Source organism: Erythrobacter rubeus, from assembly GCF_014705715.1.
Classification (GTDB): Bacteria; Pseudomonadota; Alphaproteobacteria; order Sphingomonadales; family Sphingomonadaceae; genus Erythrobacter; species Erythrobacter rubeus.
This window is the reverse complement of record NZ_JACXLC010000001.1, coordinates 12,699-25,115: the sequence shown is the minus strand read 5'-3', so window position 1 is coordinate 25,115 and position 12,417 is coordinate 12,699. Positions and strand designations below refer to the sequence as shown.

Below are 12,417 nucleotides of genomic sequence, written 5' to 3'. Positions count from 1 at the left end.
TCAGGCCGACGGCTTCAGCCAGATCGGGGAGGTGTAGGCCCGCTCCTGTGCCACAGCATCGGCCATCGCATCCTCCGACAGCGTGATTCCAAAGCGCACCGCATCGAACAAGGTCCATCGCGGTGTCGGAATTTCGAGCACTCGCAGATAGTAGAACGCGCGCTCGCCTTCTTCATAGTCGGGATCGGTCCAGACACTGCGCAGTTCCGCCGCGCCGATGTCGTTCGTGTAAGTGGCGTTTTCGCGGTTCACCGTGTCACCGACGGAAGGAACCTTGCCGCCGCTGCGCGCGCGGTTTTCCATGTCGCTCCACACAACGTCATAGACCTGTTCCTGCAGCTCGCCCGACGCATCGAGCCAGCCCTTCACCATTTGAACGCGGTCGAGATTGGCTCCGTCGGGGTCTTTCAGCGCGGCGATGATAAAGCTTGGTGCGGTGCCGCCATCGGTCAATTCGCCGCCCATCGGCACGCCTTCGGTATATCCCTTGCGCACCCAATCACCGTCCCAGTCTTCCTCGGTGAAGCCGAAACCGCCGAACATCCGCACGCTCATGCGGGGGCCGGTGGTGGCATAAACCTCGCGCCGGGCAAACGCATCGAAGATTTCCGCGCGCGTGTTCCCACGTGCCCAGGCCGCGGCATAACCACCGGCGAGATAATGCCAGCCGAACCGGCCCTTGCGCGTGCCGAGGTTTTGCGCCTCCATGGCGCGGTTTTCGTTCGCCGGTTCGTTCCCGGTGTGCTTACCCCAGAAATTGTCCTCGTCTCCGGTCGCAAGCGCAGTGTGGCTGTCGGTCGATCCGATCATGCCGAACGCATAGGGATTGACGCCGAGCTGTTCTTCGAGGCTCAAACCCCGCTTGAGCGCTTCGCGGATATAAGAACCCGCATACATTTCCGGAGTGCTGCGCGCGGTAAGCGGGAGGTTGCCGAGCTCCCAGCCGGTCACGCCGAACCCGGCCATCTCGTCATTGGGTGAGAGGAAGGGGTGCGTCTCGCTATCGCCCTTGATCTGGGTGACCTCCACCACAGGCTCCGCTGCCGCGCGTTTCGCGGCATAAGCCGCGGTCATCGGCGACCCGTCAGGCATGGTCATTTCGAACATCAGCCCGTTCGACAGATTCGAATTGTGCGGGATCGCCAACGCCTGTCCGCCGGTGTTCTCTGCATAGGCAGCCATGTAATCCCACAGCTGCTCAGGTGTGCTGTCGATGCCGGGAAATGGAACGACCTGACTGGTCTTGTCGCTTCCATCGCGGAACATGACCACGCGGTGCAGATTGTTGCCATCGGGCATGCGGGTCCACTCGAACCCGGCCAAGGCAGTGAACACGCCCGGGCGGTTGTACCGATCGAGCAGGCCGAGCTGCGTGTTCCAGATATCGCGGGTGTTCTCAGCCTGCGTCTCGGGGTCGCGTAAAGCTTCGGGCAGATTCCCGTTGGCCGCCGCAGTAATCAGTTCAGCGATAGCCAGCTGCGATTGCTCGGGGCTCTCATGCATCATGTCATACCAGCGCAGCAGCGTTTCGTCGTTTTGCGCCACCACGCCGATACGCGGCGCATCGTAAAGCCGGCGGGTTGCGCCCAGCCCATCGGAATGGTCCGCGATGACGAGAAAATCGAGCGGCCGCGCAAGTTTTGCCTGAGCGCCTGTGGTTGCCGTTACTTCCTCGCCGCTGGCAAAGCGCAGCGCCTCTTCAGGCCCGAGCCGGACGCCGAAGCCGAATGCGTCGATCGAGTTGTCGGTATGGAGGTGAGTATCGCCCCAATAGGGCCGGTCGGGAAACTCGGCGAGCTCGATCGTGTCGGTACCGTCGCCGGTTTGGCTGGCGTCTACCGCGACCAAGTCATCGCATGCTGCCAAGACCAGTGACGAAATGCCTACCAGCGCGAATTTCTGCCATGCTATCGGCATGTTTATTCCCCCTCATCTCTCCAGGGGGGAGTGTGCCGTTAGTATCGCGCGCCCGTCAAGCGCCCATCAACACGGGCAGGTAACCGCCGCCTGCCGCATCCGAGCCGAAATAGTAGAAACCAAGACCTACCATCGCCGCAGCGGCGAGCACCCATGCAAGCAGCATCGCAAGGCCATCCCTGACCATGATCGCGAGGCAGATGATCGAAATCGCGATCATTGGCCCCATGCTTGCCCAAGGCAGCAGCTCAAGCGGTGGGACCGCCAGAGCAAGCGCTATGATGATCGCCGCCGCGACCCTTAAGGCAGGCCCCTGAGCAAGAAACTCAAGACGCCCTTTCGCTACCGTGTCCAGCGTGTCTGCGGGCCCTTCGAGCTTGTCGGTCGCTTTTTCCAGCTTGCTCGATGTGACGGCGCGGTCCTCGATCCAATCGGGCACCCAGATATGCTCGCGTCCGATCAAGAGCTGAACCGCGATCAGGATGACGCAAAGCGCAAGGAAGCTGGGTACGCCGGGGATCACCCCGACGGGCGTCAGCTCCAGCAGCGCGAAGATCATCATCACAGGGGCAAAACTGCGATTGCCGAACTTGTCCAGCACGTCGCCGATTGAAACCTGCCGCTCGGCCTCGGCGAGTTCGCTCAACCCTTCGACGACGTCGCCGATCGAGTGTGGATCTTTGGTGTCTTCTGGCATGGCCCCGATCCAACGCGCGAATGCGGGCAATCGGTCCCCAAGTTAGCTAGATTTTTGCAACAGCGCGGATCGCTCGCATCGGCAAACAACCTCATCGCGCTGGTTCACAAGCTCATGAATAAAGGTGACAATTCCGGCTTCCGGGCGAGATTTGCTCTCGCGCAGCTCCTTGATCTCACTGCGGGCGCGTAAGGTGTCTCCGATAAAGACCGGCTTGGGCGTTACGACCTTGTCGAAGCCGAGATTGGCGACAAGCGTGCCCAGCGTGGTGTCGCCGACCGACAGACCGACGAGCAGCGAAAACGTGAAAGTCGAATTGACCAGAATCTGGCCAAATCCGCTCTCCTTTGCCGCCTCGATATCGAGATGCAGCGGCTGCGGGTTGTGGGTCATGGTCGAAAACAGAAGATTATCCGTTTCGGTTACCGTGCGCCGGATATCGTGCTCCAGCGTTTCGCCCACCTGCCATTCGTCGAAAAACTTACCGGCCATTGTTCAGCCCTCTTTCCAGTTCGCGACAATATCGGCCCCGTCATCCGTGCTTGAACGGACAGAACCAGGCGTTCGGCTGAACCGCGGCGCAGGAGCGGTGTGCCACATCCCGTCATGCTCAACGAACGCATTGCGCGCTTTCATGTGCGGGTGATCCCGTGCCTCATCCACTTCGAGAACCGGCGCGAAACAGGCATCGCTTCCCTCCAGCAATTCGGTCCATTCGGCCTGCGTCTTCGTCTTGAACATGGCGGCGAGTTTTTCTGCGTACTCGTCCCAGTTGGCGGGATTCATCTGGCCGTCGGCAAGCTCCGCGGAGGCGCCCGATTTCGCCAGGAGCTCGGCGTAGAATTGCGGCTCGATCGCACCGACCGATACCTCCTTGCCGTCCGAACATTCGAAGCAGCGGTAGAAATGCGCAGCGCCGCCGAGCATTCCCTTGCCGCGCTCGGTCGTCAGGTAGGGCCGGTCGCGCACGCCGAAGAAGAAACTCATCAGACTGGTCGCGCCGTCGACGATCGCGGCATCGACGACCTGCCCTTTGCCAGAGCGCTCGCGCTCATACAAAGCGGCAAGGATGCCGAACGCGCAATACATCGAGCCGCCACCGAAATCGCCTACGAGGTTCTGTGGTGGGACGGCCGGTTCGCCTGCTCTGCCGACGGCGGACAGAGCGCCGGTGATGGCAATATAATTGATGTCATGACCTGCTGCGTGGGCGAGCGGGCCATCCTGGCCCCACCCGGTCATCCGCGCGAAAATCAGCCGCTCATTCCTTGCAAGCAACTCGTCTGGGCCAAGGCCGAGCCGCTCCATCACGCCCGGACGGAAACCTTCGATCAGGACATCGGCTTTCGCCGCTGCTTCCAGACAGAACGCCTTGCCTTCTTCAGACTTGAGATCGACCGCAACGCGGTGACGTGCACGCTCTACGACGGGGTTGGTCACGGGCGCGCCGGGCCGTTCGATTTTCACGACTTCCGCCCCGAGATCGGCAAGCAGCATGGCAACGTGGGGACCGGGACCGATCCCGGCGAATTCGATAACCTTTAGACCGGCCAAGGGGTCTGCGGCAGCGTCCATTCCTCAATCTCCTTCTCCCGGCCTCTCTGCCGATGGCCGGGATCGCTGACAAGCCCGCGATCAACAGCCACAGGCGCGCTGCACATTGCGCCAATGATCGTCCTTCGCTAGGTTTTGCGGTGCATGGTTCGATGAAATTCGGCCCAGGAGAGGTTCACTTGAAAGTCGCAATATTCGGGCTGGGCTATGTTGGCTCGGCCGCCGCCGGGTGCATCGCTTCGCAGGGCCATCATGTCATCGGTATCGACATCAACCAGTCCAAGGTCGACGCCATCAACGCAGGGCGCGCCCCGGTATACGAACCGGGTCTCGACAAGCTGATTTCCGCCGCCCGGAGCGACGGCCGGATCAAGGCAGTCGCCGAGCTTTCGGACGAGCTTTCGCATTGCGACATCGCACTCGTCTGTGTCGGCACACCGAGCGGTGTCGACGGCGCGCACGACATGAAACATATCGAGCAGGTGACGCGCAGTATTGCCGAGGCTATCGATCCTGAGCGGCCACGTCCGCTGACCCTTGCCTACCGATCCACCATGCGGCCGGGATCGTGCGAGAAGTTCATCTTGCCGATCGTTGAAGCATCACTCGGCGATGCCGCCAGCCGGGCGGTCGAGCTTGTCTACAATCCCGAATTCCTGCGCGAAGCCTCTGCAATCGAAGATTATTTCAACCCGCCCAAGATCGTCATCGGGACGCTCGACGGGGAGCGGTCTGCAAACATGACAGCGTTGTACGAAGGTATCGATGCGCCCTTATTTGAAGTGGGCATGCGCGAGGCGGAGCTTACCAAATTCGTCGACAACAGCTGGCATGCCGTCAAGGTCGCCTTTGCCAACGAGATCGGGCGTGTGTGCCAAAATCTCGGCATATCGGCCCGGCAGGTGCATGAAATCTTCAAGAGCGACACCAAACTCAATATCTCAGCGAACTATACCCGCCCGGGCAACGCTTTTGGCGGCTCCTGCCTGCCGAAGGATGTGCGCGCGCTGCAATACATCGCCGCCGACACCGGTTCGGCAACGCATCTGGTGGACGCGCTGCTGCGATCTAACGAAGCGCACAAGCATCACCAGTTCCAGACTGCGACCGCCGGGCTGCAGCGCGGCGCGAAAGTGCTGATGGTAGGGCTTTCCTTCAAACCCGAGACCGACGATCTGCGCGAGAGTCCGGCGGTCGATATGGCGCGCAAGCTCCTCGATGCAGGGTTCGATCTGGAGATTTACGATCCGCGGATCGATCCGAAGAACCTTGTGGGGCAGAACCTCGGTTACACAACCGCCTGGCTGCCGACCATCGAAGGGTTGCTGGTCGATAGGGCGCGGGCGGAAAGCCAGGCTCACGACCGGGTGATCGCAACCAATCGGCTGATCGATGACTTGGCAATCGATGCGAGCAAACTCATCGACGTGAGCATCATCCCTTGAAGCAGCACCCGGCGGCGCAAGAAGGAATTCCGGCTGTGATCGACGGTGAGCCGCTCAAGGGGCGGCACGTGCTGATCATCGTGGAAAATCTCCCGCTGCCCTTCGACCGGCGCGTCTGGCAGGAGGCGCGCACGCTAAAGGCAGCGGGCGCTCACGTCTCGATCATCTGCCCCACCGGCAAAGGCCATGAAAAGCGGCGCGAAGTGATCGAGGGTATCGAAATTTACCGCCACCCCTTGCCTCTCGAGGCAAAAGGCCCGCTGGGCTTCTTGGCGGAATACAGCGCCGCGCTGTTCTGGGAGACGGTGCTCGCATGGCGCATCTTTTTCAAACGCCGGTTCGACGTCATCCAGGGATGCAATCCCCCGGACCTAATCTTCCTCGTCGCGCTGCCGTTCAAACTGCTGGGCGTGCGCTACATATTCGATCATCACGATATCAATCCGGAGCTTTACGAGGCGAAGTTCGAAAGGCGTGGCTTCTTCTGGCAGCTCATGCTGCTCTTTGAAAAGCTGACTTTCAAAGCCGCCGATGTGTCGATCGCCACCAATGAAAGCTACCGCGCCATCGCAATCGAGCGCGGGGGAATGGAAGCGGACCGCGTTCACGTGGTGCGCTCCGGCCCCGATCCTTCGAAACTGAAGCGCGTCCCGGCTGCCGAAAATTGGAAGAACGGGCGGGCGCACATGGTCGGCTATGTCGGCGTGATGGGACAGCAGGAAGGGATCGACCTCCTGATCGAGGCGGTGCAGTTCATTGTCAGCACGCTTGGGCGTGAGGATATTCAATTCGTCCTGGTCGGTAGCGGGCCGGCGCTCGACGAACTGCGCGCGCTGACCGAGCAAAAGGGTCTGCGGGCATACTTCACATTCACTGGCCGCGCGCCCGATCAGGTCCTGTTCGAAGTGCTTTCGACAATGGACATCGGGGTCAATCCGGACCGGGTCAATGCGATGAACGACAAATCCACCATGAACAAGGTGATGGAATTTATGAGCTTCGAAAAACCTCTGGTCCAGTTCGATGTCACGGAGGGTCGTTTCTCCGCGCAGGACGCATCGCTTTATGCGAAGCCGAATGATCCGGTCGATTTGGCAAGCAAGATCGTCGAGCTCATCGATGATCCGGAGCGGCGGAAGCAAATGGGCAGTTTCGGCAGGAGCCGCGTGCTCGAGAAGTTGAGCTGGCAACATCAGATCGATCCGCTTGTCGCCGCCTATCGGCAAGCCTTATCGCGCTAAACGCAGCTCTCAAGCGCGTTTGCGAACGATCAGGACGTAGGCGATCGCCGCGCCCGCAACCAATGCACTAAGCCCGATATCGGCGATCCAGTTCAGTTTCGCAGCGCCGCAGTCGGTTACGGATTACCCCTTGCGCAATCAGACCATGTTGGCCTTGGCGAGCTTCGCGTTTCTGGTCCTCGCAAGGATGGGAACCCGATCGAGTGAGCGCAGCAAGTGATGGGTCGCCTCGTCTGGTTCATGTCGCTCGCATTGCTGGCGGCACTTACAATCTCCGTTCAGCTAGACAGGCAATCGGCGATTGCGCCGCATTTCGCGGACCTCACGCCCGAGCCTGTCAGAAGCTTTGCTCAAGCCCAGATCGCTGCGCGAGCGCTCGCTGGAGAGGATCCTCAAGAAGCCCTCCAGGAAACCCGCAAGCTGGTCGCCCGTCGTCCTCTGCCCGCAGAACCGCTGCGAATGCTCGCGCAGGCGCAAATCCAGTCCGGGCAATCTTCCGAGGGCCTCACCACCATCCAGATCGCCGCACAGCGGGGATGGCGCGATCCGGCAGCCCAGGAAGCCATGTTGCGGGTGGCGATCGCGGCAGGAGATGAGCGCGAGGCAGCACGGCGATATGTCGCTCTCCTCGTCAGGAGGGGCACGAGCGATGACCTGCTGCAGGAATTCGGAGAAATCCTCTTCAGCAATTCCCATGGCTTAGCAACGCAAACGCTCGCCGGGATCGTGGCAAGCAGCGATCGATGGCGACCAGTCTTCCTGAGGAGGGGGATGCGCGTGCTTCCCGCTACGAGCATCGCAGGTGTCATCGCACAATCTGCCGAAGCTGGCGCGGCCTTTGATTGCGCCCTTCTGCGCCAAACGGTCCAGGCACTTGAGCGTATGGATAAGCAGGCGCACCCCGAACTGCATGAGGTAGTTCGCATTCAATGCTGAACCTCACGTTCACACTCCTGCACGCTATCGCAGCGGAAGCGCCAAGATTAGGCGGCTGGCCATGAGCCGTTCGCCGAAGGCCGGTCCGGCTACTACCTTCAAGCTTGTCAGCTACAACATTCACAAATGCGTCGGCACCGATCGTCGGCGCGATCCAATGCGGGTGCTTCGTGTCCTGCTGGAAGTCGACGCCGATATCGTGGTCCTGCAAGAAGCTGATCATCGCTTCGGTTCGAGGCGATCGGCTATTCCGCAGTTCCTGATCGAGAACCATAGCGATTACCGCCCGATCCCCTTCGACGTCCAACACGAATCGATCGGCTGGCATGGCAACACGATCCTGGTCCGCCGCAGCGTCGAGATCGAAAGCCACTCGATCGTCTCGATCCCGTATCTTGAGCCGCGCGGAGTGGTCACTGCGGATTTGAATGTGTCCGGCCGAAGCATCGCGGTGTTCGGGATGCATCTCGACCTGTCCGGATTGTGGCGCACTCGCCAGGCGCGTGCGATCGCGGAGCTGGCGCAGCAAACCTCGGCGGATCGCCCGACGCTGCTTTCGGGCGACCTCAACGAATGGCGGCGAAGTTCCGGTGCCTTCCGGGAATTCGAGCGGCATTTCGAGATACTGGACTGCGGCCGGAGCTTTCACAGCCGAAGACCCGTCGCGCAGCTGGACCGGATCATCCATAACGATCAAGTGACCGCGCTCGCTTGCGGAGTTCATCGCAGCGCGTTGGCGGCGAAGGCATCGGATCATTTGCCCGTATGGGGCAAGTTCCGCCTGAACTAAGCAGCGTATTCGGTCATTGCGGTAAATGGTGCCCAGAAGAGAACGTACTTACCAGCCTTAGTCAGCTGATTCTAGGGGATTTTCTAAGTCTATCAGCGGCCGATACCCCTGGCGATACCCTGACCCCGTCGCCACAGGCAAACACGAGTTAGGGGCAACACGGACTATCCGCTATCTACAGCTTTCTGGGAGGCCAGCTCACGACCCACTTGCTGCTGTTAGGTGACGAGGGCAGCTTTGCGTCCAATCGCTGCCCACACCTATGTGGGGAGACTGGTAGGTGAAACCAATTGTCGCGCGTGTCCAGTGGCGCTGGTGCACTTTGGAGGATGACCAACGTCATTCACCAAAAATCGATAATGCAAGTCAGACCAGTGAGCTTCTGAATGTTGAGTTTTCTTTTCTTTTGAGCCGCGCATGTATAACCATGTTTTCACTGCGTATGAGATACTGAAACTGAATGTCAGACCGAACGCTCATTCGGCTTAGTGCCTTAGTTCCGCGGCTTATGGCCTATGCAATGCTGCTGCTCAGCTGCCAGCCAGCACTAGCCGGTCGGATAGAGGCTGGGACGTTCACCGCGCACGATACGCTGGGAACCAATCGCACCCCTGATCGCGTTACCTTTCAGCAGTCTTTCGATACGCCCCCAATTGTGATTGGTATTCCTTCACAAGCAGGTAACAATTCTGCGTCGATCCGCATCACCAATGTCGACACCAATGGTTTTGACGAGTTGATCCTTGAACCCGACAATTGGGATGGCCGCCATTTGGCGATGGTCATCCATTATGTGGCGATCGAGCCAGGGCGTCATGTCTTGCCTGATGGCACCGTTATCGAAGCGGGATTTACCGAGCTTTCTAACGTCCAATTCGGCAGCGGTTTTACCGGGGGTGGCTCAAGTTGGCGGAGTGTCTCGTTTTCGGCGCCGCTTTTTGGGACACCTGTTATTCTTCATCAGCTCCAAACCGCGAACAGTGAGACGCGCGATGTTGCCAATCAAAGCTCACGCCCGCACATTACGTCTATCGCTCGCAGCCCAAGCACTCTGGGATTTGATCTTGCTATAGAGCGAAGCCAGGCAAACAGCGGCCCATTCCCGTCGATAGAACGCATTGGATGGATCGCATTCCCCACCGGTGCAGCTGGTAGTTTTCCCGATACTGGCGGATCCAGGGTCACGTGGAACACATCGACAACGGGAGCGACGATCCGGGGCTGGGATGACGGCTGTTTCAGCAACCCCCATGGCCTCAGCGCAGGCAATCCGATCGTGATCGCGAAAAAGATAAGCCGCAACAATAGCGATGGAGGTTGGCTGCGCTATTGCTCGATCACGGGCACGTCGATTTCGTTGCGCGTCGACGAGGATCGGGACCAGGACACCGAACGTTCTGTTGCCGCAGGAGATGCCGAGCAGGCCGCGATCATCGCTTTCTCACAGAGCTTCCACGCTTTGTTGGAGGCCGATCTGGACATCACAAAAGGACGGACGTCGATAAGTGACGGAGTGAGCGGCGATTTCGCAATTCCCGGCGCGATCGTCGACTATCTGATCACCGTGTCCAACGTCGGCAATTCGCCGCCCAATCAAAACAGTGTTGCCGTGACAGAGACCCTGCCAGTTGAGCTTAACCTTGTGGTCGGCGATTATGGCGGCGCGGGAAGCGGGCCAATTGCGTTTGAGCAGGGTTCTCCAACGAGCACGCTAACCTGCTCATTCACCTCTTTCGCCAGCACCAGTGATTGCTATGAATTCTCAGTCGATGGAGTCGACTTCGGCTACGTCCCGTCTGATAGCGGCGATGGAACGGATCCAGCGGTGCGCTTTATTCGCATTCGTCCGGTGGGCTTTATGGCGCCTGATGTGGGCAGCGGCAGCCCCAGCTTCCGCCTGCGCATGCGGACCGTAGTTGATTGACCGAATTCATGATCGTTTTGCCAACTATGAGCAGGATGCCTGCTTTTCCGCTCTAGCCCTCAAAGCAAGTCCAAGCTTTCAGTCTAAATCGCGAATGTCTGAGCGCAGTCGACATTGACACCTATCCCGCCGCGCTGGGCCACATTCCGCGGCCGAACAGATTCCGTGGATCGATCTTACGTTTGGGAGCTTGAAAACCGTAGAGCTTGCGCTGCAACACCCAATCGGTTGGAACATTTGAGTTGAGCAGCACTTTCCGAGTGAGGCCGGACGGCTGCGTCCCGTCAAAAACGGCGGTGACGATGTCAGGAGCCAGATAATTCAGCCGGATCAAACGAGCGAACTGCGCCGTACGACAGCCATGCATCTTTGCTAGCGCGTCGAGGTCAAGCTCGCGGTTCTCTTCCACGAGCCGCTGTGCCTTTCGCGCGCTGCGAACTAGATCAACAAGTTTCTTGTCTGGGCTGCCTTTGCAGGATTCCGTTCGCGGATTGATGTGGAGAGATGGCCAACGCTCCGCAGTTACTGCTCTTACCGCAACGACATGGTCGTACCGGGCATCGCTGCACGACCAGTTCGATGGACGCCCGCGGAAACTCATCTCGCTCTTCCACTCGAGATAACGACGCACCTCGAGCATACGAAACTCGATTGAGACTTGGTCCTCGCCAAGCTCCACACGATGCACGATAGCCTTGAAGAGATTTTGAAGATGCGATTTCGAGGTCGCCATTAGGCGGTCGGAGGCCGCTGGCCCTTTTGAAGCCAGTGTTTCTAGGTTCTCGCCGAACAGACCCAGCCCTTTGAGGGCCTTTCTGAGCTTAATGCGATCGCATAGCAACGCTGCGACTGCCGCCAAAACAACCTCGTCAAGCTGGTCGGCGCTTGAACGATACTGTCTGAGGAAAAGCTTCTGTGACCAGATCGCGTTGCTCGAAACGTAGGTCTTGTAATACTTGCCGTGCTTCCGTTTCAGGTCGAGCCGCATATGGCGCCCGAGGTCGTCCCAAAGCAGGCCTGCAAGGAAGTGGTCGGTATCGCGATTGTTCGGCTTTCGCTTCTTGCGCTCATGGCAAATTATCTGCGCTTCGTCCCAAGTTTCGCGCGAGATGAGCGGCTCGTGTTCTCCCGGATAGGTCGTATCGTGGCCCCGGATCTCTCCGACATACATCGGGTTCTGGACGATTGCGTAGACCGTGCTGGGATTGATCGGATTGCCTCCACGCGGCTTGCCGCGAGGAGAGTATTTGACAGAGCTACAATATCCGCGCTCGCGCACCGCGGTCATTACCTTTGTATAGCGCCTTGTCTGCAAGAACTCGTCGAAGATGAACCGCACGATCTCCGCTTCTGGTTCGTCGATCTTGAGACCGTCAGGCGTCGCAATGTAGCCGAATGGAGGCAGGCCACCATGCATCTTGCCGTGCCGCTTGCGGGTGCGAATGCTGTCGCGTACCCTTTCCGCGATAAGCTCGCGCTCGAACTGGGAGAAAGTTAGCAGCACGTTGAGGATCATCCGGCCCATGCTGTCGGAAGTGTCGAAAGCCTGTGAGATGGAGACTAGCGCAATATTACGGCGATCGAAGATCTCGATCATCCGAACGAAGTCAGCGAGACTGCGCGTTAGCCGGTCGATTTTGTAGACGACGACAACGTCGACCTCTCCTGCTTCGATATCCTGCATGAGCTGAGATAAGGCGGGGCGATCCATCCCGCTTCCAGAATGACCACCATCATCGTATCGGTTCGGTAGCTCGACCCAGCCCTTGTATTGTTGGCTCGTAATGTATGCACTGCTGATTTCACGCTGCGTCACCAAGGAATTGACATCGTGCTCGAGGCGGTGGTTGGTGCTTTTGCGCGTGTAGATTGCGCACCGTTTCAGCGGCGCGATAGTTTCGATACTCATGGAC

General features: G+C 59.2%; 10 protein-coding genes. 5 read left to right on the top strand and 5 right to left on the bottom strand.

Going from position 1 to position 12,417, the window contains the following annotated elements; all coding sequences use genetic code 11:
- The 4 genes from IB285_RS00100 to IB285_RS00085 are packed head-to-tail and all read right to left on the bottom strand — an operon-like array spanning nucleotide 1 to nucleotide 4,189.
- A complete protein-coding gene (locus IB285_RS00100; RefSeq protein ID WP_190786271.1) occupies nucleotides 1-1,917 on the bottom strand; it encodes a DUF3604 domain-containing protein in 1,917 nt (638 codons plus the stop codon).
- 55 nt (nucleotides 1,918-1,972) lie between these two features.
- Nucleotides 1,973-2,614, bottom strand: a complete 642-nt coding sequence (locus tag IB285_RS00095) for an exopolysaccharide biosynthesis protein (protein ID WP_190786270.1) — start codon at nucleotides 2,612-2,614, stop codon at nucleotides 1,973-1,975.
- A 42-nt stretch (nucleotides 2,615-2,656) separates the two neighbouring features.
- On the bottom strand, nucleotides 2,657-3,106 hold the full coding sequence (locus tag IB285_RS00090) for a MaoC family dehydratase (RefSeq protein ID WP_190786269.1): 450 nt from the start codon (nucleotides 3,104-3,106) through the stop codon (nucleotides 2,657-2,659).
- Nucleotides 3,107-3,109: 3 nt separating this feature from the next.
- Nucleotides 3,110-4,189 (bottom strand): CaiB/BaiF CoA transferase family protein, encoded by a 1,080-nt coding sequence (locus IB285_RS00085; RefSeq protein ID WP_190786268.1) that lies wholly within the window; start codon nucleotides 4,187-4,189, stop codon nucleotides 3,110-3,112.
- Nucleotides 4,190-4,347: 158 nt separating this feature from the next.
- On the opposite strand from IB285_RS00085, the gene IB285_RS00080 reads away from it, so the two are divergent.
- The 5 genes from IB285_RS00080 to IB285_RS00060 all read left to right on the top strand — a co-directional run bounded on the left by IB285_RS00080 (nucleotide 4,348) and on the right by IB285_RS00060 (nucleotide 10,504).
- The gene (locus IB285_RS00080; RefSeq protein ID WP_190786267.1) at nucleotides 4,348-5,613 is read left to right on the top strand and encodes a nucleotide sugar dehydrogenase; all 1,266 of its coding nucleotides are present in this window, start codon (nucleotides 4,348-4,350) and stop codon (nucleotides 5,611-5,613) included.
- The gene (locus tag IB285_RS00075) at nucleotides 5,610-6,854 is read left to right on the top strand and encodes a glycosyltransferase family 4 protein (protein WP_199803313.1); all 1,245 of its coding nucleotides are present in this window, start codon (nucleotides 5,610-5,612) and stop codon (nucleotides 6,852-6,854) included. Before IB285_RS00080 ends, IB285_RS00075 begins: the two co-directional genes overlap by 4 nt.
- A gap of 219 nt (nucleotides 6,855-7,073) precedes the next feature.
- Nucleotides 7,074-7,790 carry a tetratricopeptide repeat protein gene (locus IB285_RS00070; protein WP_234033010.1) on the top strand — a complete coding sequence of 239 codons (717 nt, stop codon included), beginning with the start codon at nucleotides 7,074-7,076 and terminating at the stop codon, nucleotides 7,788-7,790.
- A gap of 61 nt (nucleotides 7,791-7,851) precedes the next feature.
- The gene (locus IB285_RS00065) at nucleotides 7,852-8,580 is read left to right on the top strand and encodes an endonuclease/exonuclease/phosphatase family protein (protein ID WP_190786265.1); all 729 of its coding nucleotides are present in this window, start codon (nucleotides 7,852-7,854) and stop codon (nucleotides 8,578-8,580) included.
- Between the two features lie 520 nt (nucleotides 8,581-9,100).
- Nucleotides 9,101-10,504, top strand: coding sequence for an H-type lectin domain-containing protein (locus tag IB285_RS00060; RefSeq protein WP_190786264.1), 1,404 nt, complete (start codon nucleotides 9,101-9,103; stop codon nucleotides 10,502-10,504).
- Nucleotides 10,505-10,625: 121 nt separating this feature from the next.
- Here the strand turns inward: IB285_RS00060 and IB285_RS00055 are convergent, their stop codons facing one another.
- Nucleotides 10,626-12,413: a recombinase family protein gene (locus IB285_RS00055; protein WP_190786263.1), complete on the bottom strand. Its 1,788-nt coding sequence runs from the start codon at nucleotides 12,411-12,413 to the stop codon at nucleotides 10,626-10,628.
- Nucleotides 12,414-12,417 lie beyond the last annotated feature (4 nt).

What these genes read in the sequence shown, in the direction of transcription:
- IB285_RS00100 (WP_190786271.1), bottom strand. Translation starts at nt 1,917, where the DNA reads ATGCCGATAGCATGGCAGAAATTCGCGCTGGTAGGCATTTCGTCACTG.
- IB285_RS00095 (WP_190786270.1), bottom strand. Translation starts at nt 2,614, where the DNA reads ATGCCAGAAGACACCAAAGATCCACACTCGATCGGCGACGTCGTCGAA.
- IB285_RS00090 (WP_190786269.1), bottom strand. Translation starts at nt 3,106, where the DNA reads ATGGCCGGTAAGTTTTTCGACGAATGGCAGGTGGGCGAAACGCTGGAG.
- IB285_RS00085 (WP_190786268.1), bottom strand. Translation starts at nt 4,189, where the DNA reads ATGGACGCTGCCGCAGACCCCTTGGCCGGTCTAAAGGTTATCGAATTC.
- IB285_RS00070 (WP_234033010.1), top strand. Translation starts at nt 7,074, where the DNA reads ATGGGTCGCCTCGTCTGGTTCATGTCGCTCGCATTGCTGGCGGCACTT.
- IB285_RS00065 (WP_190786265.1), top strand. Translation starts at nt 7,852, where the DNA reads ATGAGCCGTTCGCCGAAGGCCGGTCCGGCTACTACCTTCAAGCTTGTC.
- IB285_RS00060 (WP_190786264.1), top strand. Translation starts at nt 9,101, where the DNA reads ATGCTGCTGCTCAGCTGCCAGCCAGCACTAGCCGGTCGGATAGAGGCT.
- IB285_RS00055 (WP_190786263.1), bottom strand. Translation starts at nt 12,413, where the DNA reads ATGAGTATCGAAACTATCGCGCCGCTGAAACGGTGCGCAATCTACACG.